The 22186-nt window shown below is 65.3% G+C and carries 21 protein-coding genes; 4 read left to right on the top strand and 17 right to left on the bottom strand.

Annotated features, from left to right (window positions below; genetic code table 11):
- Positions 1–72 precede the first annotated feature (72 nt).
- Positions 73–393 carry a thioredoxin gene (trxA, locus tag EV665_RS17685; protein ID WP_023513835.1) on the top strand — a complete coding sequence of 107 codons (321 nt, stop codon included), beginning with the start codon at positions 73–75 and terminating at the stop codon, positions 391–393.
- Between the two features lie 54 nt (positions 394–447).
- Here trxA and EV665_RS17690 read toward each other — a convergent pair whose 3' ends face one another.
- The 5 genes from EV665_RS17690 to EV665_RS17710 all read right to left on the bottom strand — a co-directional run bounded on the left by EV665_RS17690 (position 448) and on the right by EV665_RS17710 (position 5546).
- Positions 448–1791, bottom strand: coding sequence for a bifunctional folylpolyglutamate synthase/dihydrofolate synthase (locus tag EV665_RS17690; protein ID WP_133035121.1), 1344 nt, complete (start codon positions 1789–1791; stop codon positions 448–450).
- A gap of 21 nt (positions 1792–1812) precedes the next feature.
- Complete coding sequence (accD, locus tag EV665_RS17695) at positions 1813–2715, bottom strand: acetyl-CoA carboxylase, carboxyltransferase subunit beta (protein WP_064331999.1); 903 nt, start codon at positions 2713–2715, stop codon at positions 1813–1815.
- Positions 2716–2804: 89 nt separating this feature from the next.
- Entirely contained in the window at positions 2805–3644 is an 840-nt protein-coding gene (gene trpA / locus EV665_RS17700; protein WP_064331998.1) for a tryptophan synthase subunit alpha, read from the bottom strand.
- A gap of 1 nt (position 3645) precedes the next feature.
- The gene (trpB, locus tag EV665_RS17705) at positions 3646–4866 is read right to left on the bottom strand and encodes a tryptophan synthase subunit beta (RefSeq protein ID WP_064331997.1); all 1221 of its coding nucleotides are present in this window, start codon (positions 4864–4866) and stop codon (positions 3646–3648) included.
- A complete protein-coding gene (locus EV665_RS17710; protein WP_133035122.1) occupies positions 4863–5546 on the bottom strand; it encodes a phosphoribosylanthranilate isomerase in 684 nt (227 codons plus the stop codon). Before EV665_RS17710 ends, trpB begins: the two co-directional genes overlap by 4 nt.
- A gap of 130 nt (positions 5547–5676) precedes the next feature.
- Between EV665_RS17710 and EV665_RS17715 the strand changes: the two genes are divergently transcribed.
- Positions 5677–5874, top strand: a complete 198-nt coding sequence (locus tag EV665_RS17715) for a YqaE/Pmp3 family membrane protein (protein ID WP_064331995.1) — start codon at positions 5677–5679, stop codon at positions 5872–5874.
- Between the two features lie 2 nt (positions 5875–5876).
- Here EV665_RS17715 and EV665_RS17720 read toward each other — a convergent pair whose 3' ends face one another.
- From EV665_RS17720 to EV665_RS17760, 9 genes are all read right to left on the bottom strand, one after another.
- Complete coding sequence (locus EV665_RS17720) at positions 5877–6638, bottom strand: M48 family metallopeptidase (protein WP_064331994.1); 762 nt, start codon at positions 6636–6638, stop codon at positions 5877–5879.
- 218 nt (positions 6639–6856) lie between these two features.
- The gene (locus EV665_RS17725; RefSeq protein WP_064331993.1) at positions 6857–7291 is read right to left on the bottom strand and encodes a DUF2852 domain-containing protein; all 435 of its coding nucleotides are present in this window, start codon (positions 7289–7291) and stop codon (positions 6857–6859) included.
- A gap of 128 nt (positions 7292–7419) precedes the next feature.
- Positions 7420–8712: a polyhydroxyalkanoate depolymerase gene (gene phaZ / locus EV665_RS17730; protein WP_133035123.1), complete on the bottom strand. Its 1293-nt coding sequence runs from the start codon at positions 8710–8712 to the stop codon at positions 7420–7422.
- Between the two features lie 178 nt (positions 8713–8890).
- Positions 8891–9910: a zinc-binding alcohol dehydrogenase family protein gene (locus EV665_RS17735; RefSeq protein WP_133035124.1), complete on the bottom strand. Its 1020-nt coding sequence runs from the start codon at positions 9908–9910 to the stop codon at positions 8891–8893.
- A 1-nt stretch (position 9911) separates the two neighbouring features.
- Complete coding sequence (locus tag EV665_RS17740) at positions 9912–10886, bottom strand: ABC transporter permease (protein ID WP_064331990.1); 975 nt, start codon at positions 10884–10886, stop codon at positions 9912–9914.
- Positions 10887–10914: 28 nt separating this feature from the next.
- Positions 10915–12468, bottom strand: a complete 1554-nt coding sequence (locus EV665_RS17745) for a sugar ABC transporter ATP-binding protein (RefSeq protein WP_133035125.1) — start codon at positions 12466–12468, stop codon at positions 10915–10917.
- Positions 12469–12555: 87 nt separating this feature from the next.
- Complete coding sequence (locus EV665_RS17750) at positions 12556–13542, bottom strand: ABC transporter substrate-binding protein (protein WP_064331988.1); 987 nt, start codon at positions 13540–13542, stop codon at positions 12556–12558.
- Between the two features lie 209 nt (positions 13543–13751).
- Positions 13752–14198 (bottom strand): RbsD/FucU family protein, encoded by a 447-nt coding sequence (locus tag EV665_RS17755; protein WP_133035126.1) that lies wholly within the window; start codon positions 14196–14198, stop codon positions 13752–13754.
- A 26-nt stretch (positions 14199–14224) separates the two neighbouring features.
- Complete coding sequence (locus EV665_RS17760) at positions 14225–15244, bottom strand: aldo/keto reductase (RefSeq protein ID WP_133035127.1); 1020 nt, start codon at positions 15242–15244, stop codon at positions 14225–14227.
- Positions 15245–15436: 192 nt separating this feature from the next.
- Here EV665_RS17760 and EV665_RS17765 point away from each other — a divergent pair, with 192 nt between their 5' ends.
- A complete protein-coding gene (locus tag EV665_RS17765; RefSeq protein WP_133035128.1) occupies positions 15437–16315 on the top strand; it encodes a GntR family transcriptional regulator in 879 nt (292 codons plus the stop codon).
- Positions 16316–16437: 122 nt separating this feature from the next.
- On the opposite strand, the gene EV665_RS17770 is transcribed toward EV665_RS17765, so the two are convergent.
- Positions 16438–17238, bottom strand: a complete 801-nt coding sequence (locus EV665_RS17770) for an aldolase/citrate lyase family protein (protein WP_064331986.1) — start codon at positions 17236–17238, stop codon at positions 16438–16440.
- A 64-nt stretch (positions 17239–17302) separates the two neighbouring features.
- Positions 17303–18754 carry an NADP-dependent succinate-semialdehyde dehydrogenase gene (gene gabD, locus EV665_RS17775; RefSeq protein WP_133035129.1) on the bottom strand — a complete coding sequence of 484 codons (1452 nt, stop codon included), beginning with the start codon at positions 18752–18754 and terminating at the stop codon, positions 17303–17305.
- Positions 18755–18914: 160 nt separating this feature from the next.
- On the opposite strand from gabD, the gene EV665_RS17780 reads away from it, so the two are divergent.
- Positions 18915–19508 carry a nitroreductase family protein gene (locus EV665_RS17780; RefSeq protein WP_133035130.1) on the top strand — a complete coding sequence of 198 codons (594 nt, stop codon included), beginning with the start codon at positions 18915–18917 and terminating at the stop codon, positions 19506–19508.
- 238 nt (positions 19509–19746) lie between these two features.
- On the opposite strand, the gene gyrB is transcribed toward EV665_RS17780, so the two are convergent.
- The gene (gene gyrB, locus EV665_RS17790) at positions 19747–22179 is read right to left on the bottom strand and encodes a DNA topoisomerase (ATP-hydrolyzing) subunit B (protein WP_133035132.1); all 2433 of its coding nucleotides are present in this window, start codon (positions 22177–22179) and stop codon (positions 19747–19749) included.
- Between the last annotated feature and the right edge of the window lie 7 nt (positions 22180–22186).

The following is a 22186-nucleotide window of genomic DNA, read 5'->3' on the forward strand; positions in this document are numbered from 1 at the left end:
GGTGCCGGGCCTTGAAAGCGACCCGCACCTGCATCACATTGGGTACAACGATCACCATCCAAGGAGAGCCTCATGGCTACCGTAAAAGTCGACCAGTCCAACTTCCAGGCTGAAGTTCTCAATTCCGCAGAGCCGGTCATCGTCGATTTCTGGGCTGAATGGTGCGGCCCGTGCAAGATGATCGCCCCCGCGCTTGAGGAGATTTCGACGGAACTTGCCGGAAAGGTGAAGGTCGCCAAGCTGAACATCGACGAGAACCCGGAACTGGCCGCCCAGTACGGCGTGCGCTCCATTCCGACGCTCGCCATGTTCAAGGGCGGCGAAGTCGCCGACATCAAGGTCGGCGCCGCGCCGAAGACGGCCCTTTCGAGCTGGATCTCCAGCGCCGCCTGACCGGCCGCGCGATTTGACCCGATCAAGCCCGGCTTCGGCCGGGCTTTTTTGTGCTCAGGCGGGGGGCGTGCCGTTGTCGGCGAGAACGTCGCCGACGAGGTAGAGCGAGCCGCCGATCAGGATACGCGGCGGCACGTCGTCCTCCTCGGTGATGCGGGCGATTTCGGCAAACGCATCGGCAACGGTCGACAGCGGTTCGGCCTCCAGGCCGGCGCGGGCCGCGTCAGCGGCAAGCGCCACGGGATCGAGGCCGGCATCGGAGCCGCGGATCGGCACGGTGAAGACCCGCTCGGCAAGGCCGCCGAAGGGCTCGAAATAGCCGACCGGCTCCTTCGTGTTGATCATGCCGGTGACGAGGAAGAGCGGACGCGGCTCGCGCTCCTCGAAATTCGCCATCGTCTCGGCGATGACCTGGCCGGCACCGGGATTGTGCCCGCCATCGACCCAGATCTCACTGCCGCGCGGGGCAAGCCGCAGGAGCGCGCCGTCCGTCAGCCGCTGCAGGCGGCCCGGCCATTCAACGCGGGCAAGGCCCTGCTCCAGCGCCCGTTCGGAAACGGCAAGGCCGGCGGCCTTGACGGCGCGGATCGTCGCGGCGGCATTGGCATATTGATGGCGGCCGGGCAGGCGCGGCAACGGCAGGTCGGCAAGGCCGAATTCGTCCTGGTAGACGAGCCGGCCGAATTCCTCATGGGCCATGAAATCCTGGCCGTAGACGGCATGCGGGCAGCCGAGCCGCTCGGCGGTCTCGACCAGCACGTCGCGGGCCGCCTCTTCCGATTGGTAGCCGATGACGACGGGCGCGCCGCGCTTCATGATGCCGGCCTTTTCCGCCGCGATCAGCTCGACGCGGTCGCCGAGATAGGCCTGGTGGTCGAGCGAGATCGGCATGATGACGGAAACGGCCGGGCGCGGGATGACGTTGGTCGCATCGAAACGGCCGCCGAGGCCGACCTCGATGATCGCCACGTCGGCCGGATGTTCGGAGAAGAGGAGGAAGGTGACGGCGGTCAGGATCTCGAAGACGGTGATCTTCTCGCCGCCATTGGCCTCCGCCACGCGGCGCACGGCATCGGCCAGCACGGCATCGCCGACCAACGCGCCGCGCTCGCCCTTGACGGCGAGCCGGTAGCGCTCGTGCCAGTTGACGAGATGGGGGGAGGTGTGGACGTGGACGCCGAGGCCCTCGGCCTCCAGGATCGCCCGGCAGAAGGCCGTGACGGAGCCCTTGCCGTTGGTGCCGGCCACATGGATGACCGGCGGCAGTTTCAGGTGCGGATCGCCGAGGGCCGCAAGCAGCCGCGTGATGCGGTCCAGCGAAAGATCGAACCCCTTGGGATGGAGACCGAGAAGCTTCTCGATCTCCGCTGCCGCTTCGCTGGCCGTTACCATCGTCATGCCGCCCTCCGCCGGTCCGGCTTACTGGGCCGCGATGGCGAGCGCGTCATTGGTGACGGACGCGGTTGCCGGCTTCTTCATGAGGATCTTCAGAAGGCGGGCGAGCGTATCGGGAATGTCATGGCGCTTGACGACGAGGTCGACCATGCCGTGCTCCAAGAGGTATTCCGAGGTCTGGAAGCCTTCGGGCAGCTTTTCGCGGATCGTCTGCTCGATGACGCGCTTGCCGGCAAAGCAGATCTCGGCGCCCGGCTCGGCAAGGTGGATGTCGCCCAGCATGGCGTAGGAGGCCGTCACGCCGCCGGTCGTCGGGTTGGTGAGCACGACGATATAGGGCTGGCCGGCTTCCTTCAGCATTTCCACGGCGACCGTGGTGCGCGGAAGCTGCATCAGCGAGAGGATGCCTTCCTGCATGCGCGCGCCGCCCGAGGCGGGGAACATGACGAGCGGGCACTTTTCGGCGATCGCCCGTTCGAAGGCCTTGATGATCGCCTCGCCCGCGGCGATGCCGAGCGAACCGCCCATGAAGTTGAACTCGTGCACGACGGCGACGATCTTGACGCCGCGCATCTTGCCGACGCCGGCGACGATCGTATCCTCGAGGTCGGTCTTGGCGCGGCTGTCCTTCAGGCGGTCGGTGTATTTCTTCGAATCGCGGAACTTCAGCGGGTCCTGCGCGACCTTCGGCTGCTGCAGGGCCTCATAGACACCGTCGTCGAAGAGGTCCTTGAGGCGGGCCTTGGCCGGCATCTTCATGTGGTAGCCAGATGCGGGAATGACCCACTTGTTCTCCTCGAGATCGCGGTGGAACACCATCTCGCCGGTTTCCGGGCACTTGATCCAGAGATTTTCGGGAACATCCCGGTTGGGGCGGCCGAGCATCGAGTTGATCTTCGGCCGAACGTAATTCGTGATCCAGTTCACGGTCTAGACTCCCGTTAATCTGCGCAATCCCGGAAAAACCGCGTCATGCGTCTCCCGGAATCGCCTTTATCCGTTCCCATGTGGGAATTTCACTCCGCTGCCGCAAGGCGCGCGCCGCGCACGCCCGAGGCAAGGCTCATCACCAGCGTCTCGACGCCGGCGACGGTGGCGGCGCTCGCCGTGCCGTCCGCCGTCAGGCTGGAGGCGATCTGGTTGACGATCGCCGTGCCGACGACGACACCATCCGCCGAGGCGCCGATGGCGCGGGCATGCTCCGCCGTCTTGACGCCGAAGCCGACGCAGACCGGCAGCTTGGTATGCGCCTTGATGCGGCCGACCGCACCGCCGATCAGCGCGGGATCCGGCAGGGCCGAGCCGGTAATGCCGTTCATCGAGACGTAGTAGACGAAGCCGGACGTGTTCTTCAGGACGGCCGGCAGGCGCTTGTCGTCCGTCGTCGGCGTCGCGAGGCGAATGAAGTTGATGCCCTTGGCAAGCGCCGGCAGGCAGAGCTCGTCGTCCATTTCCGGCGGCAGGTCGACGACGATGAGGCCGTCGATGCCGGCCTCCAGCGCCTCGTCGAGAAAGCGCTCGACGCCATAGATGTAGATCGGGTTGTAATAGCCCATCAGCACGATCGGCGTCGCATCGTCGTCCTTGCGGAAATCGCGGGCCATCTGCAGCGTCTTGGCCAGCGTCTGGCCGCCCTTCAGCGCGCGCTGGCCGGCGAGCTGGATGGCCGGGCCGTCGGCCATCGGGTCGGAGAAGGGCATGCCGAGCTCGATGACGTCGGAGCCGGCCTTCGGCAGCGCCTTCATGATCTCCAGCGAGCTGGCATAATCCGGATCGCCGCCCATGAAATAGGTGACGAGGGCCGGGCGGCCTTCGGCGGCGAGATCCGCAAAGCGTTTGTCCATGCGTGCGGTCATCTTAGAGCTCCATGCCGAGGATTTTGCCGACGGTGAAGATATCCTTGTCGCCGCGGCCGGAGAGGTTCATCAGGATGATCTGGTCCTTGCCCATCTTGGGCGCCCGCTTGATCACCTCGGCGATGGCGTGGCTCGGCTCCAGCGCCGGGATGATGCCCTCAAGTCGCGTGAGAAGCTGGAAGGCTTCCAGCGCCTCCTCGTCCATGATCGGCACATATTCGGCGCGGCCGATCTGGTGCAGCCAGGCATGCTCCGGGCCAATGCCAGGATAGTCGAGGCCGGCGGAGATCGAATGGCCTTCCTTGATCTGGCCGTCGGCATCCTGCAGCAGATAGGTGCGGTTGCCGTGCAGCACGCCCGGCGAGCCGGCGGTGAGCGAGGCACAGTGCTCGTCGCCGTCGAGCCCCTTGCCGCCCGCCTCGACGCCGACGATCCGGACGTTCTTGTCATCGAGGAAGGGATGGAAGATGCCGATGGCATTGGAGCCGCCGCCGACGGCCGCGACCACCATGTCCGGCAGGCGGCCTTCGGCTTCCAGCATCTGCTCGCGGGCTTCCGTGCCGATCACGGCCTGGAAGTCGCGCACCAGTTCCGGATAGGGATGCGGACCGGCGGCGGTGCCGATCAGGTAATAGGTGTCCTCGACATTGGTGACCCAGTCGCGCAGCGCCTCGTTCATGGCGTCCTTCAGCGTGCCATGGCCGGCGGTGACCGGGCGAACCTCGGCACCGAGCAGCTTCATGCGGAAGACGTTGGGCGCCTGGCGCTCGACATCCGTCGCGCCCATGTAGACGACGCAGGGAAACCCGAAGCGCGCGGCGACGGTGGCCGAGGCCACGCCATGCTGGCCAGCGCCGGTTTCCGCGATGATGCGCGTCTTGCCCATGCGCTTGGCGAGAAGGATCTGGCCGATGCAGTTGTTGATCTTGTGCGAGCCGGTGTGGTTCAGTTCCTCGCGCTTGAAATAGATCTTCGCGCCGCCGAGATGCTGCGTCAGGCGCTCGGCATAATAGAGCGGGCTCGGGCGGCCGATATAATGCGCGCCGAGATGCTTCAGCTCTGCCTGGAAGGCCGGATCGGTCTTGGCCTTGTTCCACTCATCCTGAAGATCGAGGATCAGCGGCATCAGGGTTTCGGCGACGAAACGACCGCCGAAAATGCCGAAACGGCCGTCCTCGTCCGGACCCTCGCGGTACGAATTCAGGTTGGGTGACTGGTTCACTTGCCTCTCCCTGCGGCGGTCTGGCGTTCCGCTTCCCGTGCCGCTTCAAAAAATGCGTCCATCAGGCCGAGGTCCTTGACGCCCGGGGCGCTCTCGACCCCGGAACTGGCGTCGATGCCCGGCGCGCCGGTCAGCCTTACGGCCTCGGCGAGGTTATCCTTGTTCAACCCACCGGAAAGCATGTAATCGACGCTTCCGTCAAGCAAATGCATGAGCGTCCAGTCGAAGGAGACGCCGTTGCCGCCCGGAAGCTCGGAGCCCGCCGGGGGCTTGGCATCGAAGAGGAACCGGTCGGCGATGCCGATATAGGGATCGATCTTCTTCAGATCGTCCGCCTCGCGCACCGAAAAGGCCTTCATGACGGGCAGGCCGTAAACGGCCTTGACGTTCAAAACGCGCTCCGGGCTTTCGCTGCCGTGCAACTGAAGGATATCGGGCGAGAGCTGGTCGACGATCTCGTCGAGGTCGTCATTGTCGGCATTGACAGTGACGGCGACGATCTTCACCCGGCCGCGCACCCGATCCGCGAGGCGTCCGGCGTCGGACGGCTCGATGTCGCGCGGGCTCTTGGGAAAGAAGATGAAGCCGATATGGGTGGCGCCGAGCGCCACGGCCCTGTCGACGGCCTCTTCGGTCTTCAGCCCGCAGATTTTGATGTCGAGTGGCGTTTCACGTTTCATGGGCGCAGGGAGTCGCACGAATCACCGGAAGAGTCGAGCCGAAAGACGGCACCTGAGCCTCGGGAAGCGCCACCCTTGCGCCCGCTTCGAACGGGCCCATATGGAAGGGGACTTTAGTTTGGAGATCCCCATGCGGCTCATCATCGCCATCCTTCTGCCCTTCCTCGTCTTCTTCACCATCGGACGGCCGATTGCCGGCATCATCTGCCTCATCCTGCAGATCACGCTGATCGGCTGGCTGCCGGCCGCCATCTGGGCGGTCTATGCGCTGGGACAGTACAATACGGACAAGAAGATCCGCGAGGCGCTCGCCGATCGCGGCCGCTGAATTCAGCCGAAATCGACGGCGTGCAGCAGGCTGCCATTGCGCTTCAGCCAGCGCTTGGCATCCTCGGTCGTCGGGCAGAGCTGCTCGCACAGCGCCCAGAAGGCCGGGCTGTGGTTCATTTCCTTCAGATGCGCCACCTCATGGGCGGCGAGATAATCGATCACGCCGGGCGGCGCCATGGCGATGCGCCAGGAGAAGCTGAGCGCGCCGTCCGCCGAGCAGGAACCCCAGCGGCTGCGGGTATCGCGCAGCGTCAGCGACTTCACGCGCTTGCCGATGCGGCCGGCATGCACGGCGACGAGCCGTTCCAGCTCCAGCCGGGCCTCCTTCTTCAGGAAATCGCAGATGCGGCGGGGAATGCTCTCCTCCATGCCGCCGACGCGCAGCACCGCCTCGTCGTCGATGACCAGGGCCTCCGTCAGGCCGCGCAGCCGGCCGGTCGCCTCGATGCGATGGGAGACGCCGCGGATCATCACATAGCCGCCGTCCATGAGCTCGTTCGTCGTGCGGAACCTGGCGAGCTTCGTCATCAGCCAGCCCTGGTGGCGATCGAGGAAGTCGCGGATCTCGCGCTCGGCAATGCCGCTCGGCACCGTCATGCGCAGCGCCCGCCCGCCCGGCTCGATGCGCAGGGTGAGCCGCGTCGCGCGAAAATCCCGCCTTATGGTGAGCGGCAGGCGCTTGCCGTTGACGTCCATTTCCCGCCGCTCCGGCGGAGGCGGCGTCTTCAGGGCCTTTCTGGGCTTGCGAAGCGAGGGGAACATGCTGCCTTTCATAGCCGATTCGGCCGAAACTGAAACGCCCCGACGAAAAACCGGCGCTCGAGGCGCCGGTCTTTCCAGGGTCGCGATCCCTTTTCCTCCCTCATCCTCGGGCTCGCCTCGAGGATCCACCACCCGGCGGCATGGATGGTCGGGTCAAGCCCGACCATGACGGAGGGTGTGGGAGGCGGAATGCCCTATCTCCACGCGGTATCGTCCGTTCAGGTCGCCGGGAAGCCCGGGACGTCGCCCTGGCCCTTGGCGCGGCGTTCGCGCATGAAGCGGTCGAATTCCTCCTGGTCCTTGGCGCGGCGAAGCTCGCGGACATAGGAGTCGAATTCCTCGCGCATCTCGTCGAGCTTGCGGCGTTCCTCGTCGAGACGGGAGAGTTCGGCATCACGCCAGTCGTCGAAGGCGACGTTGCCGGTGGCGCTGCGGAAGGCGGAACCGCCGCGGCGGCCGAACTTGCCGCGGCAGGAGGCGAACATGCCGTCGACGGTATCGTTGGCGTCTTTCTTGAAGGATTTCAGACGGTCGCCGAAGATGATGTAGGCAAGCATGGCAAGGCCGAGCGGCCAGAACACCACGAAGCCGAGCACCATCAGGGCGATGGTCGCAGGCGTCCAGTCCGGACGAATAAGCGCTGACTGGTTCATGTGCAATCTTCCTCACGATCGGCGGAAACCACCCTGGTTTCCGGTGAATCCGATGTGGGCAGAGCACGGATCGCGTTCAAGACAATGCCCCGACAATTCGGGCAAGTGCCTGAAAGCGGACCAAAAAATCAGGCGCCAGCGCCAGCCTTGCCGCCCTTGATGACGCGCGGCGTCACGGGCTTTGCCTTTTCGCCGCGGCCATGCTCGGCGATGAAGGACAGGATGCGCGGGGCAATCTCCCGGCGGAAGCGAGAGCCGTTGAAGACGCCGTAATGGCCGACATCCGGCTGCATGTAGTGCATGCGCATGTGGTCGGGGATGTTGGTGCAGATCGTCTGCGCCGCCTTCGTCTGGCCGACGCCGGATATGTCGTCGTTCTCGCCCTCGACGGTGAGCAGCGCCACCTTGCGGATCGCCGTCGTATCGACCGGGCGCGAGCGGTGCATCATCTCGCCCTTCGGCAGCGCGTGCTTCATAAACACGGTCTCGACCGTCTGGAGATAGAATTCGGCGGTGAGATCCATGACGGCGAGATATTCGTCATAGAAGTCGCGGTGCTTTTCGGCCGCATCGCCGTCGTTCTTGACGAGATGGGCGAAGAACTCCTTGTGGGCGATGACATGGCGGTCGAGATTCATCGACATGAAGCCCGACAGTTGCAGGAAGCCCGGATAGACCATGCGCATGAAACCGGGCTGCGGCCACGGCACGGGCATGATGACATTGTCGCGGAACCATTCGATCGGCTTTTCTTCCGCCAGCTTGTTGACCGCGGTCGGGTTGATGCGCGTGTCGATCGGCCCGCCCATCAGCGTCATGGTGGAGGGCGACAGCGGGTCGTTGTCGGCTTCCATGACCGCAACGGCGGCCAGCACCGGCACCGCCGGCTGGCAGACGGCGATGACATGGGTATCCGGCCCCAGCGCGTGCAGCATCTGGATGACGTAGTCGATATAGTCGTCGAGATCGAAGCCGCCGTCCGACAGCGGCACCATGCGCGCGTCCACCCAGTCGGTGATGTGGACCTCCGCATGCGGCAGCAGCGCCTCGACCGTGCCGCGCAGCAGCGTCGCATAGTGACCGGACATCGGCGCGACGATCAGGACCTTCGGGTCCTTGCGGTGGCCGGCCGGCAGACAGCGCTCGAAATGGACGAGATTGCAGAAGGGGCGCTGCCAGACGACCCTTTCATGCACGGAAACGCTCTGGCCGTCGATGAGGGCGGTCGGAAGGTCGAAATCGGGCTTGCCGTAGCGCCGGGTGCTGCGCTCCAGCACTTCGAAACCGGCGGCCATGGTGCGGCCGAAATAGGTGTGGGTGAGCGGATTGAGCGGGTTGCGGAAGGCGAGACGCATCTGGTCCGCCACGGCGCGCCAGGGTGCCATAACCGCATGGTTGAGTTCGTAGAGCTGATAATACATCGGACGCGATACCCCATTCTGGGTGCCGGGCTCAGAGCCCTCTGCACCGTGTCACCCCGGTTTCCGCAGATGCGAAAAGACTAACATGTTTTCGCTGCGTGGCAACACGCCGCATGGACATCCTAAACCTGTGAACCTTTCGCGGGCATGAACGGATTTAAGGCTTTTCATCGCGTTTTCAGCTTTCAGGCGATATGCGCACGACGGCCTTGATGAGACCCGATTTTTCGGTCGCCCAGCGGGCAAGGTCGACCGGGACATTTTCGAGCGTGGTGCGATGGGTCACCAGCGCCTCCACGGGCACGCGGCCGGCGCGGATGTTCGCCATCACATGCTCGAAATCGGCGCGTGTGGCATTGCGGCTGCCGATCAGCATCATCTCGCGCTTGTGGAACTCGGGATCGGAAAAGCGGATGTCCTCCTTCACCACGGATACGAGCACCAGCGTGCCGCCATGAGCGACATGGTGGAAGGCCGCCTCGATGGACTGCGCATAACCCGTCGCGTCGAAGACGGCGTCGAAGCCTTCGCCGGTGGCCGCCAGCACCGCTTCGGCTGCACCGGGGCCGGCAAGGATGCCCTTTGCCAGGCCGAAGCGCTCCGCCGCCATGGTGAGCCGCTCGGCGGAGGTGTCCATCAGGGTGACGTCATGGCCGGCGATGCGCGAGAAGAGCGCCGTGCCGAGGCCGATCGGGCCGGCGCCGATGACCAGGGCGCGCGAACCGACCGGGGCCAGAGACCGGCGCACCGCATGGGCGCCGATCGCCAGGAACTCCACCGTCGCCGCCGCCTCCAGCGACAGGCCGTCGGCCGGATAGAGATTGTCCGCCGGCAGCAGGATCTCCTCGCAGAAGGCGCCGTCCGTGTGCACGCCGAGCACGCGGATCGCCGTGCAGCAGTTCGGCTTGCCCTGCCGGCAGGCGACGCAGGTGCCGCAGGAGAGATAGGGATTCACGACCACAGGCGCGCCGGCGGCAAGCGGGCTCGTGCCGGGATCGAGGACGGTCGCCGAAACCTCGTGGCCCATCACCCGGGGATATTCGAGGAACGGGTGCTTGCCCTCGAAGATATGGTAATCGGTGCCGCAGATGCCGACATGGCTGACGGCGACGCGCACCCAACCCTCCGGCAGGCCGGCCGGGTTCTCGCGCTCGACCGCTTCGAGACGGCCGGGTTCCAGGCAGACGACGGCTTTCATCTCAACGGCTTCCGCGGCGGCGCAACTGATCAAAATAGACGATGACGATGATCAGGAGGCCGGTGATGATGCGCTGCCAGAAGGAATTGAGGTTGAGGAGGTTCGCGCCGTTGTTGATGGTCGCGAGGATGAAGGCGCCGAGCAGCGGGCCGTGCACCGAGCCGACCGCGCCGAAAAGGCTGGTGCCGCCGATGACGGAGGAGGCGATGGCCTGCAGCTCCCAGCCCTCCGCCTGCGTGGCATTGCCGATGCCGATGCGCGAGGCGAGCAAGAGGCCGACGAAGGCGGCGCAGGTGGCCGACAGGATATAGGCGAGATAGATGGTGCGGTCGACATTGACGCCGGAAAGCCGCGCCGCCTCCTTGTTCGAGCCGACCGCGAAGAGATAGCGCCCCCAGCGCGAGAGATGCAGGAAGACGAAGGCGGGGATGGCCACCAGGATGACCATCCAGAACAGGCTCGGCACGCCGAGGAAATCGGCGCGGGAGAAGTTCGTGAAGCCTTCGTGGCTGATCGAGATCGTCGAACCGTTGGTGATGAGCAGGCCGATGCCGCGCAGCGAGGTCAGCGTCGCCAGCGTGATGATGAAGGGCGGCAGGCCCATGCGCACGATGCCGAAGCCGTGAAAGGCACCGATGGCGACGCCGATCAGCAGCGTCAGGATGATCGACAGCCAGAGCGGCACGCCGGCCTGCAGCAGCCAGGCGACGATGACGCTGGTGAAGCCGACGATGGCCCCGACGGAGAGGTCGATGCCGGCCGTGATGATGACGAAGGTCTGGCCGACCGCCAGGATCGCCGTCATCGCCCCCTGGCGCAGGAGGTTGCTGATGTTGTTCGGCGTCCAGAAGGCATTGGTGGACAGGCCGAGCAGCAGCCAGAGGAACAGCAGCAACCCGAGCAGTGTCAGGCCGAGCAGGATGTTCGTGCCCTTCTTGGGTGCCGGTGCGCTTTCCGTCGTCGTGTCCACGCTCATGTTCTTCTCCCTTTTTTCGCGCGGCGGTTCAGATGCCGATGGCCTGGGTCAGGACGTCCTCATGGGTGGCCGCCCGGTGGTCGTGGCTGGCGACGAGCCGGCCGCCGCGGAAGACGTGCAGCCGGTCGGCCAGTTCATAGACTTCCGGCAGATAGGACGAGATGAGGATGATGCCGGCGCCCTGCTTCAGGAGTTCGCCGAACAGGCGGTAGATCTCCGCCTTGGTGCCGACGTCGACGCCGACGGTCGGCTCGTCGAAGATGAACAGCCGCGCGCCGTGGCTCAGCCACTTGCCGATGACGATCTTCTGCTGGTTGCCGCCGGACATGGCAGAGGCGAGCACGCGGCGCGACGGCGTCTTGATGCGCAGGTCGCGGATCTGCCGGTCGGCGTTGGCGGCCTCGTCGCCGCGGCGGATCGTCAGGCCGGAGCTCAGCCTCCTGAAGATCGGCAGGTTAATGTTGAGGCCGATCGGCAGGTTGAGGCAGAGCCCCTGGTCGCGGCGGCTTTCCGGGGCAAGCGCGATGCCGAGCTCCATCGCCTGGCGCTCGTTGCGGATCTCGACCTTCGCGCCGTCCCAGAAGATCTCGCCGGCCGAGACCGGCTGGCGGCCGTAGAGGCCGAGGGCGAACTCGCTGCGGCCGGCGCCTATCAGGCCGTAGAGGCCGACGATCTCGCCGGCGCGCACCGAAAGCGACACATCGCTGAAACCCGGGCCGGACAGGCCGCGCGTCTCGACGATGACCTTGCCGACCGGCACCTTCTCCTTGTGGTAGATCTGCTCGATCGAACGGTTGATCATCAGCGCGATCAGCTCGTTCTCGTTGGTCTCGCTTATCAGGCGCGTGCCGACATGGGTGCCGTCACGCAGCACCGAGACGCGGTCCGCCAGCTCGAAGACCTCCTCCATGCGGTGGCTGATATAGACGATCGTCACGCCCTGGTCGCGCAGCCGGCGAATGAGCCGGAAGAGCTGGGCCGATTCCTGGCGCGTCAGATAGGCGGTCGGCTCGTCGAAGATGAGGAAGCGGATGCCGCGCATGGCGGCCCGGGCGGTCGCGACGAGCTGCTGCTGGCCGATGGTGAGGCTGCCGAGAAGGGCGGCGGCCGGAAGCTGGAAGCCGAGATCGTCGAGCACCGCCTGGGCCGCGCGCTCCATCGCGCCCTTGCGCATCAGGCCGTAGCGGTTCATCTCGTCGCCGAGGAACATGTTCGCCGCCACCGAAAGATGCGGGCAGAGCACGACCTCCTGGTGCACGGCATTGATGCCGCGGGAAATCGCCTCGTTCGGGGTCGCGAGCTGGACGGGCTTGCCGCACCAGAGCACCTCGCCGGCCGTGCGGCGGATGACGCCGGTCAGAAGCTTGATGAGGGTGGATTTGCCGGCGCCGTTCTCGCCGACGATGGCGTGGATCTCACCGGCAAGGAACGTGATCGTCGCCGGCTTCAGCGCTTCCACGAGGCCGTATTTCTTCTGCAGTCCACGCAATTCGAGGATGGGCGCGCCGCGCGGCACCGCTTCGGATTCGGTGAGCTTCGCCTCGTCTTCATGCCGATGGCTGAGCTCTTCCAGGCTGCTCATCGCTGTCTCCTCCTGACTGCGTGGAAAGCGTCCCGCCCGGATCATGCGGTCCGGGCGGGGGATCGTCAAACGCTTCGCGGGAAGCGATCAGATCTTCGGGTTGAGCAGCGCGTCGATCTTCGGATCGGCCATGTTCTCCTGGGTCACGAGGTTCGCGCCCGTGTCGACGAAGGTTTCGACCTTCTCGCCCTTGGAGACCGCGAGCGCCGTCTTCACGCCGTCATAGCCCATGCGGTAGGGATCCTGCACGACGAGGCCGGCCAGCACGCCTTCCTTGAGGAAGCCGACGGTCTTTTCGTCCGAATCGAAGCCGATGACCTTGATCTTGTCGCCGAGCTTGTTTTCCGCGATCGCCTGGCCGACGCCCTGCGCCATGATGAGGTTCGAGGCAAAGACGCCGACGAGGTTCGGATTGGCGGTGATGAGGTCGGTCATCATGTTGAGGCCGGTGGTGGCCTGGCCGTCCGCATACTTGTCCGCCACCACGGTCAGGCCCGGATATTTCGTCTTGACCTGGTCGAGGAAGCCCTCGCGGCGCTGGTCGAGCGAGCCGACGCCCGGCAGGCTGGTGATGATGGCGATCTCGCCCTCCTCCTTGCCCGTTGCGGCCTTGATCGCCGCGGCAAGGCCGTCCGCCGCGATGCGGCCGCCCTGGACGTTGTCCGTCGTCAGGAACGAGGTGAAGGCCTGGGAGTCAGCGCCCGAATCGATGCCGATGATCGGCACGGACTTGGCTGCCTCGTCGACCGGCTTGCCGAGCGCCTTGAATTCCGTCGGCGAGATGACGACGGCGGCCGGCCCGCCGGCCACGGCGTTTTCGAGGATGCTGATCTGGCCGTTGATGTCGGATTCCGACTGCGCGCCGAGTTCCGGCACGTTGACGCCGAGGTCCTTGCCGGCCGCGCGTGCCCCAGCGAGCACGATCTGCCAGTAGAAGGACGTCGTGTCCTTGACGATGATCGGGATGGTGACGTCCTGCGCGAAGGACGCAGCAGGGTTCATGGTGGCGAGGACTGCGGCACCCGCAAGCGCCGTGAAGGCGCGGCGAGACAGAAGCGATCTTACAATGCTCATCAGGTTTCTCCTCTCAAATGCTTCCCGTTCCTGTTGGGATCGCGTCGCGGGAAGCGGACAACTCGATCTTTTATCGATAAAAAACATATTTTGATCACGCTACACCCGCCTGCCCGGGCTGGCAAGCGAGCGGCCTTTCACGAAAACGCGTCCCTTGAAACTGCTCCAGTCCATGCCATCCGTCCTCCCAAACGGCGGCCGCCCGGCGGCTAGACCCGAAAAACCTCGTGCGGGTGCACGACACCCTTTTTCAGAATGATATTGCCATAGAGGCGGAACTCCGTCGTGGCGACGATATAGGCCGCCTTCCGCGCCATCTCGTAGAAGGCGAAGCGCTCGACCGCATGCACCGTGAAATCGCCGGCCAGCCGGTGGACGAGATCCTGGAAGGTCGCACAGACCTCGGGCACAGCCGCGGGATCGCCGACCACCTCCATGCGCCAGGCGGCCTGCGGCACGAAGGTATCGAGCGGCATATGCGCGAGGATCGCTTCGGTGATCGACACGGCATCGACTCCGTCGGCCCGGATGACCTTCGGGCCGAGGAAACTCGAGGGGAAATTGGCGTCGGCGATGACGATGTCGTCGCCATGGCCCATGGTCCGGATGGCGTGCAGCAGGTCCGGCCCGAGCAGCGGATGAATGCCTTTCAACATGCCCTGGCGATCCTCCCAGATCGAAATCATTGCCGGACGGCGTTTTCCCCGAGGTCCGGCGCGACCACTATATGCGGCTCGAAAGCCGGGTAAATGTCTTTCGGCAGGTCCATGCGCGCCAATGCCATGTTCCGGCGCAGGCTCTCCGGCTTCGCGGTGCCGATCAGCACCGAGGCGACGGCCGGATGGCTGAGCGGAAACTGGAGGGCCGGCGCGGCGAGCGGCACACCCCCCTGCTGCGCGATCGCCATCATCGCGCCGACCTTGGCCGCGACATCAGGCGTTGCCGGCATGTAGTCGAAATGCGCGCCCTCCACCGGCCCCGTCGCCAGGATGCCGGAATTGAAGACGCCGCCGACCACCAGGGACGTGCCCTTCTTCCCGCACAGCGGCAGTAGCTCCGCGACAGCCGAGCGGTCGAGCAGCGTGTAGCGGCCGGCGAGCAGGATGCAGTCGAGATCGGCGTTCCCGAGCACATCGAGGCAGACCGGCACCTCGTTGACGCCGAGCCCGTAGGCCTTGATGACGTCCGACGCCTTCAGTTCCTCCAGCGCCTTGAGGCCGGACTCCAGCAGTTGGCGCAGATGGAAGGCGTTGCGCTCGGCTCCATGCGTGTAGACGCCGATATCGTGCACATAGAGAATATCGATGCGGTTCAGCCCGAGGCGGGCATGGCTGAGCTCGACGGAGCGCATGATGCCGTCATAGCTGTAGTCGTAGCGCACGTCGAAGGGCAGCGGTTCGACATAGCCGTAGCTCGGCACCTTGTCGTCCGCGACCGGCACCATGATGCGGCCGACCTTGCTGGACAGCACCCAGCTGCCCTTCGGCTTGTCGCGCAGGAAATCGCCGATGCGGCGCTCCGCAAGGCCGAAACCGTACCAGGGCGCGGTATCGAAATAGCGAAGGCCCTCGTCCCAGGCGACCTGAAGCGTCGCCATCGCCGCATCGCGGGGGCAGGCCCGGTAAAGACCGCCCAGCGCCGCGGTGCCGAAACTGAATTCGGTCACAGCAAGAGCCGTCCTGCCGATGGTCCGCGTCTTCATTGAGCCTCCCCGCCGGCGTCCTCCCGCCGTCGTTTGTCTTTTATCGACAATAGACAGATTATCGTCAATGGGTAATATGCGGGAAGGAGGAAACGGGGAGATGACGGCGCCGGCGCTTCAAGCGACCCGCGTCTGGCCTTTCGCCCGGTCAGCCCGTAAGGGACGCAACAGACCAGAAAACCGGCGGCACCCATGGCCAAACAGAACACCGTCTTCAAGGACGCCTTCAATCGCTGCCTGAAACTGCTGGAGCAGACCGCGAACCTGCCTTCGGAGCCGGAACTCGGCGCCACGCTCGGCATCAGCCGCACGACCGTCCGCGCGATCCTTACCCGGCTGGAGGAGGTCGGCCTTCTCACTTGGGAGAAGCGGCGCAAGATCGTGCTGCGCAAGCCGGTCGCCGCCGATTATTTTCCGACCGAAGAAACGGATTCGCTCTCCGAGATCATCGAACGCAGCTTCATGCGCCGGATTCTCGCCGGCGGCGCCGAGCCGGGCATGCAGATCAACGAACTGGAACTCGCCCGCGAGATCGGCATCGGCACGACGAGCGTGCGCGAATTCCTCATCCGCTTCAGCCGCTTCGGCCTCATCGAGAAACGGCCGAACAGCCATTGGGTGCTGAAGGGCTTTACCCGGGACTTCGCGCTGGAGCTGACGGAAGTGCGCGAGATGTTCGAGCTGCGCTCGGCCACCGCCTTCGCCCGCCTGCCGGAGGATCATCCCGCCTGGCAGGAACTCGACGCGATCGAGGCGGTACACCACGCGATCCTCGCCGACATCGAGAACCGCTACCGGGATTTCTCCGAGCTGGACGAGCGCTTCCACCTCCTCGTGCACCGGGCCTCGAAGAACCGCTTCATCGTCGATTTCTACGACGTCATCGCCATCGTCTTCCACTACCACTACCAGTGGAACAAGACGAATGCCCGCGAGCGCAATGCCCGGGCGCTGGAAGAGCACCTTGCCTATATCGCGGCATTGCGCTCGCGCGATCCGATCGAGATCGAGCTGGCCTGCCGGCAGCACCTGAAATCCGCGCGCGAAACGCTCCTGCAATCGATCAACTGACGAGGACGGCCCTCCCCGGAGCGCTTCCGGCGCAGTCCGGCACGCCGAAACGGCTATAGGCTATTGTTTTTACCGCACGTCCATCCGAGAGGCCTTCACGTCGGATGGACGTGCGGGAGCGGTCAGTAACCGCCGCCGCGCTTTTCGCTCCCCTCTTCGCCGAGGAAGCTGCGGCGCAGGGCCTCGGCGGCCGATACCAGGCAATTGACGTCGGTGCCGATCGCCATGAAATCCGCGCCGAGATCGCGGTAGACCGCGGCCTGCGGCAGCGACACGGTCATGATGCCGCGCGCCTTGCCATGGGCCTTCGTGCGCGCGAAGATATGGGTAATCGCCGCAAGCACCTCCGGCGCGCCGGGATTGCCGAGCAGCCCCATGTCGGCGGCAAGATCCGACGGGCCGATGAAGATGCCGTCGACACCCTCCACCGCCGCGATCTCGTCGATCGCCGCAAGGCCGGCCCGGCTTTCGACCTGCACGATGAGGCAGATCTCGTCATTGGCGGTCGTCAGGTAATCCGGCGTGCGGTTGAAGTCGCTCGCGCGGCCGAGGCCGGCGCCGACACCGCGGATGCCGTGCGGCGGATAGCGCACGGCGCGCACCAGCGCCTCGGCCTCCTTCGCCGATTCGACCATCGGGATGAGGAAGGTCTGCGCGCCCTGGTCGAGCAGCTGCTTCAGGATCCAGGCCTCGCCCATCGGCGGGCGGACCATGGCATGGGTCGGCGAGCGATGCAGCGCCCCGATCTGCGCGCTGATCAGCGGCATGTCGTTCGGCCCGTGCTCGCCGTCGATCAGCAGCCAGTCATAACCGCTGCCGGACAGGATTTCCGCCGCATAGGCGCTGCCGAGCGCCGCCCACAGGCCGAGCTGGAACCGGCCTTCGCGAAGCGCGGCCTTGAAGGTGTTTTTCGGTGCTGCCACGATTTTCCCTCTCAAAACAAAACCGGCCGGACGATGCCGGCCGGGTCTTTCCTGTCATCTGATCTCAGGCGATGCCGCCGAGGCAGACATATTTGATCTCGGTGAACTCCTCGATGCCGTATTTCGAGCCCTCGCGGCCGAGGCCGGAGAGCTTGACGCCGCCGAACGGGGCTTCCGCCGTCGAGATCAGACCGGTGTTGACGCCGACCATGCCGTATTCCAGTGCCTCGGCGACGCGGAAGACCCGCGACAGGTCCTTGGCGTAGAAATAGGAGGCAAGGCCGAATTCCGTGTCGTTCGCCTGGGCGATGACGTCGTCCTCGTCCGTAAAGCGGAAGAGTGGCGCGACGGGGCCGAAGGTCTCTTCGCGGGCGACGGCCATATCGGGCGTCACGTCGGCAATGACGGTCGCCTCGTAGAAGGTGCCGCCGAGCGCATGGCGCTTGCCGCCCTGCACCACGCGGCCGCCCTTCTTCACCGCGTCGGAAACGTGCTCCTCGACCTTTTCGAGCGCCGCCTGGTCGATCAGCGGGCCAAGCACGACGCCGTCATCGAAGCCGTTGCCGGTCTTCAGCTTGCCGACGGCCGCGGCGAGCTTTTCGGAAAAGGCGTCATAGACGGCATCCTGCACATAGATACGGTTGGCGCAGACGCAGGTCTGGCCGTTGTTGCGGAATTTTGCGATCAGCGCGCCCTCGACGGCCGCATCGAGGTCTGCGTCGTCGAAGACGATGAAAGGGGCGTTGCCGCCAAGTTCCAGGCCGAGCTTCTTGATGGTCGGGGCGCACTGCTTGTAGAGCTCGGCGCCGATTTCCGTCGAACCGGTGAAGGTGAGCTTGCGCACGGTCGGGTTGGCCGTGAGCTCCGCGCCGATCTCGCGGGCAGAGCCCGTGATGACCGAGAAGAGGCCGGAAGGAAGGCCGGCGCGCTCGGCGAGGATGGCGATGGCGATGGCCGAGAAGGGCGTCTGCGAGGCGGGCTTCAGTACCATGGCGCAACCGGCGGCGAAGGCCGGGCCGGCCTTGCGGGTGATCATGGCGTTCGGGAAGTTCCAGGGCGTGATGGCCGCGACGACGCCGATCGGCTGCTTCATCACGAGGATGCGCTTGTCCTTCTGGTGGCCGGGCACGATGTCGCCGTAGAGACGGCGGGCTTCTTCGGCGAACCATTCGACGAAGCTTGCGCCATAGACGATTTCGCCGGTGGCCTCGGCCAGCGGCTTGCCCTGCTCCATCGTCAGGATGCGGCCGAGATCGTCCTTGTTCTCGACCATCAGCTCGAACCATTTTCTGAGCACGGCCGAACGCTCCTTGGCGGTGCGGGCGGCCCAGCCCTTCTGTGCGGTCGCCGCGGCGTCGATCGCCTCTTTCGTCTCCTTCGCGCCGAGCTTGGGAACGTAGCCGACCAGTTCGCCCGTCGCGGGGTTCTTCACGGCGATGCCGCTGTCATCCGCCTCGATCCAGCGGGTGCCAACGAGGGCTGCCTGGCGCAGCAGGCTCGGGTCTTTGAGGCTCATCGGATATCTCCCATTTCGCGATGCCGTTTCTCACATGTCGGAAGGGTTATATTGCCTCCCCCACCGGTTCGACAATGCGACAGGAACGCGATTTTACCGCTTCGCGCGACGCGCCGCCGGGTCTAAGGTCGGCCGGCCAAACTGACATTCGAGGCTTGCAATGACCCATCCGACCGGCCGCACCGCGGACCACGCCATCGACCCCATCTACCTCGACCGCTGGTCGCCCCGCGCCTTCACCGGCGAGGCGATGCCGCATGAGACGCTGCTTTCACTGTTCGAGGCGGCGCGCTGGGCGCCGTCGGCCGCCAACGGCCAGCCCTGGCGCTTCGTCTACGGCCATCGCGGCACCGAGGCCTTCGAGCGGATCTACAACACGCTGGACGAGGGCAACCGCCGCTGGGCGGACAAGGCCGCCGTGCTCGCCGTGATCATCTCGCAGACCCACCGGGCGAACGCCGCCGGCGAGATGCGCCCGGCCTATACCCACGCCTTCGACACGGGCGCCGCCTGGGCGCATCTCGCCCTCGAAGCGACGCGCGCCGGCTATCATGCCCATGGCATGGGCGGCATCGACCGGGAGAAGGCGAGAGAGGTCCTCGGCATTCCCGACGGTTTCCGCGTGGAGGCGGCGCTTGCGATCGGCAAGATCGCCCCGAAGGAGACGCTGCCGGAGGATCTGATGAAGCGCGAGGTGCCGAGCGGGCGCAAGAAGGTGGAAGAGTTCGTCTCCGAAGGCCGCTTCGTGCCCTGAAACGGCTTGCAATGGGCGCACGGCCGCCTAGAGCATTTCCGCTTTTCTTCGAATCGCGAAAACGCTCTATCTGTTTGTTTTTACGCAATTCCAGACGCAAAACCGCTACGCACTTTTGCTGGAATTGCTCTAAGCCCCACCCTCTGTTGTCATCCTCGGGTCAAGCCCGAGGATGACAACAGAGGGTGGGGCAATATCTTTTCGATAAAAGAGAGCCGCCCTTCGGCGGCTCCCTTCCTTAGATATCGAGGTTGGCGACGCTGAGGGCGTTTTCCTGGATGAAGTCGCGGCGCGGCTCCACCTCGTCGCCCATCAGGCGGGCGAAGAGGCCGTCGGCGTCCGTCGCATCGGACACCCGCACCTGCAGCAGCGAGCGGACGTTCGGATCGAGCGTCGTTTCCCAGAGCTGCTCGGCATTCATCTCGCCAAGGCCCTTGTAGCGCTGCATGGATAGACCCTTGCGGCCGGCCGCAAAAACGGCGTCGAGCAGTGCGCGCGGACCGGAGATCTCGACCTGGCCGTCCTTGCGGCGCAGCACCGGCGGCACGGCATAGGTTTCCTGGAAGCGAGCCGAAAGCTGGTCGATATGGCGGGCATCGGACGAGCCGATCAGCGCCATGTCGATATGCGCGAATTCCTTGACGCCGCGCACCATGCGCTCGAAGCGCAGGCCGCCATCCGGGGCGACGGACCCGGTCCAGCCGCGCTCCGTTTCCTCGGCGATGAGATCGAGCCGGCGGGCGACCTCTTCCGCCTTGGCGGCATAGGCCTCGCGGTCGTGGCTGAGCTCGAGGTTCAGCGCACCGGCAATGGCCGCCTGTTCGATGATGGCGCGGCTGTAGCGCGAATGCAGGCCGTCGAGCAGCGTGCGCAGGCGCAGCGCATCCTGGATCAGCTCCAGGATATCCTGGCCGGCGCGCACTTCACCGGAACTCAGCTCCAGCGCCGCATCGTCGAGGCCGACGGCGACGAGGTAATCCTCCAGCGCCTTCTCGTTCTTCAGGTACTGGCTCGATTTGCCGCGCGCCACCTTATAGAGCGGCGGCTGGGCGATGTAGAGATGGCCGCGCTCGATCAGCTCCGGCATCTGCCGGAAGAAGAAGGTGAGCAGCAGGGTGCGGATATGCGCGCCGTCGACGTCTGCGTCCGTCATGATGATGATCTTGTGGTAGCGCAGCTTGTCGGCGTTGAACTCGTCCTTGCCGATCGACGTGCCGAGCGCGGTGATCAGCGTGCCGATCTCCTGGCTGGAAAGCATCTTGTCGAAACGCGCGCGCTCGACATTGAGGATCTTTCCGCGCAGCGGCAGGATCGCCTGGTTCTCGCGCGAGCGGCCCTGCTTGGCCGAGCCGCCGGCCGAATCACCCTCGACGAGGAAGAGTTCGGATTTCGCGGGATCGCGCTCGGAGCAGTCGGCGAGCTTGCCGGGCAGTGAGGAAATGTCGAGCGCGCCCTTGCGCCGCGTCAGCTCACGCGCCTTGCGCGCGGCCTCGCGGGCGGCGGCGGCCTCGACCACCTTGCCGACAAGCGTCCTGGCATCGGCGGGATGTTCCTCGAACCAGGTGGAGAGCGCCTCGTTGACGAGGTTCTCCACGGCCGGGCGGACTTCGGAGGAGACCAGCTTGTCCTTGGTCTGCGAGGAGAATTTCGGATCGGGAACCTTGACCGACAGAACCGCCGTCAGGCCTTCGCGGCAATCCTCGCCCTGCAGCGTCACCTTCTCCTTCTTGGTGATGCCGGATGTATCGGCATAGGAGACGACCTGGCGGGTCAGCGCACCGCGGAAGCCCGCCATATGCGTGCCGCCGTCGCGCTGGGGAATGTTGTTGGTGAAGCAGAGCACGTTCTCGTGGTAGCTGTCGTTCCACCACATCGCGACTTCGACGGTGATGCCGTCCTTCTCACCCCGGATGGCGATGGGCTTGGAGACCAGCGGCTTCTTCGCCCGGTCGAGATAGGTCACGAAGGCTTCGAGGCCCCCCTCGTACATCAATTCGTCCTGCTTGATATCCGAATGGCGGCGATCGGTGAGCAGGATGCGCACGCCGGAATTCAGGAAGGCGAGCTCGCGCAAGCGGTGTTCCAGCGTCGCATAGTTGAAATCGATGTTCGAGAAGGTCTCGGTCGAGGGCAGGAAGGTCACTTCCGTGCCCGTCTCGCTGCCGCACTCGCCCGTCACCGCCAGCGGGCCGTCGGCCACGCCATGGGTGAAGCTCATCTCGTGGATCTTGCCGCCGCGGCGGATCTTCAGCTTCAGCTTGACCGAAAGCGCATTCACCACCGAGACGCCGACGCCGTGCAGGCCGCCGGAAACCTTGTAGGAATTCTGGTCGAATTTGCCGCCGGCATGGAGCTGGGTCATGATGACCTCGGCGGCGGAGACGCCCTCTTCCTTGTGGATGTCGGTCGGGATGCCGCGGCCGTTGTCGGTCACCGTCACGGACCCGTCCGGATTGAGCGTGACCGTCACGATATCCGCATGGCCGGCAAGCGCCTCGTCGATCGCGTTGTCGACGACCTCGTAGACCATATGGTGCAGGCCCGAGCCGTCATCGGTATCGCCGATATACATGCCGGGGCGCTTGCGCACAGCATCAAGCCCCTTGAGGACCTTGATCGAGTCTGCGCCATATTCGGCCGGGCCGTTTTCGGTCTCGGGTGTGTCAGTCATTCAAACG

Origin of the sequence: Shinella granuli, assembly GCF_004341885.1 — a bacterium.
In the GTDB taxonomy this organism is placed as follows: Bacteria; Pseudomonadota; Alphaproteobacteria; order Rhizobiales; family Rhizobiaceae; genus Shinella; species Shinella granuli.

Excerpts from the sequence above, each read along its gene's own strand:
- trxA (WP_023513835.1), top strand. The coding sequence starts at position 73 with ATGGCTACCGTAAAAGTCGACCAGTCCAACTTCCAGGCTGAAGTTCTC.
- EV665_RS17690 (WP_133035121.1), bottom strand. The coding sequence starts at position 1,791 with ATGACGATGGTAACGGCCAGCGAAGCGGCAGCGGAGATCGAGAAGCTT.
- trpA (WP_064331998.1), bottom strand. The coding sequence starts at position 3,644 with ATGACCGCACGCATGGACAAACGCTTTGCGGATCTCGCCGCCGAAGGC.
- EV665_RS17710 (WP_133035122.1), bottom strand. The coding sequence starts at position 5,546 with ATGAAACGTGAAACGCCACTCGACATCAAAATCTGCGGGCTGAAGACC.
- EV665_RS17715 (WP_064331995.1), top strand. The coding sequence starts at position 5,677 with ATGCGGCTCATCATCGCCATCCTTCTGCCCTTCCTCGTCTTCTTCACC.
- EV665_RS17720 (WP_064331994.1), bottom strand. The coding sequence starts at position 6,638 with ATGTTCCCCTCGCTTCGCAAGCCCAGAAAGGCCCTGAAGACGCCGCCT.
- EV665_RS17725 (WP_064331993.1), bottom strand. The coding sequence starts at position 7,291 with ATGAACCAGTCAGCGCTTATTCGTCCGGACTGGACGCCTGCGACCATC.
- phaZ (WP_133035123.1), bottom strand. The coding sequence starts at position 8,712 with ATGTATTATCAGCTCTACGAACTCAACCATGCGGTTATGGCACCCTGG.
- EV665_RS17735 (WP_133035124.1), bottom strand. The coding sequence starts at position 9,910 with ATGAAAGCCGTCGTCTGCCTGGAACCCGGCCGTCTCGAAGCGGTCGAG.
- EV665_RS17740 (WP_064331990.1), bottom strand. The coding sequence starts at position 10,886 with ATGAGCGTGGACACGACGACGGAAAGCGCACCGGCACCCAAGAAGGGC.
- EV665_RS17745 (WP_133035125.1), bottom strand. The coding sequence starts at position 12,468 with ATGAGCAGCCTGGAAGAGCTCAGCCATCGGCATGAAGACGAGGCGAAG.
- EV665_RS17750 (WP_064331988.1), bottom strand. The coding sequence starts at position 13,542 with ATGAGCATTGTAAGATCGCTTCTGTCTCGCCGCGCCTTCACGGCGCTT.
- EV665_RS17755 (WP_133035126.1), bottom strand. The coding sequence starts at position 14,198 with ATGTTGAAAGGCATTCATCCGCTGCTCGGGCCGGACCTGCTGCACGCC.
- EV665_RS17760 (WP_133035127.1), bottom strand. The coding sequence starts at position 15,244 with ATGAAGACGCGGACCATCGGCAGGACGGCTCTTGCTGTGACCGAATTC.
- EV665_RS17765 (WP_133035128.1), top strand. The coding sequence starts at position 15,437 with ATGGCCAAACAGAACACCGTCTTCAAGGACGCCTTCAATCGCTGCCTG.
- gabD (WP_133035129.1), bottom strand. The coding sequence starts at position 18,754 with ATGAGCCTCAAAGACCCGAGCCTGCTGCGCCAGGCAGCCCTCGTTGGC.
- EV665_RS17780 (WP_133035130.1), top strand. The coding sequence starts at position 18,915 with ATGACCCATCCGACCGGCCGCACCGCGGACCACGCCATCGACCCCATC.
- gyrB (WP_133035132.1), bottom strand. The coding sequence starts at position 22,179 with ATGACTGACACACCCGAGACCGAAAACGGCCCGGCCGAATATGGCGCA.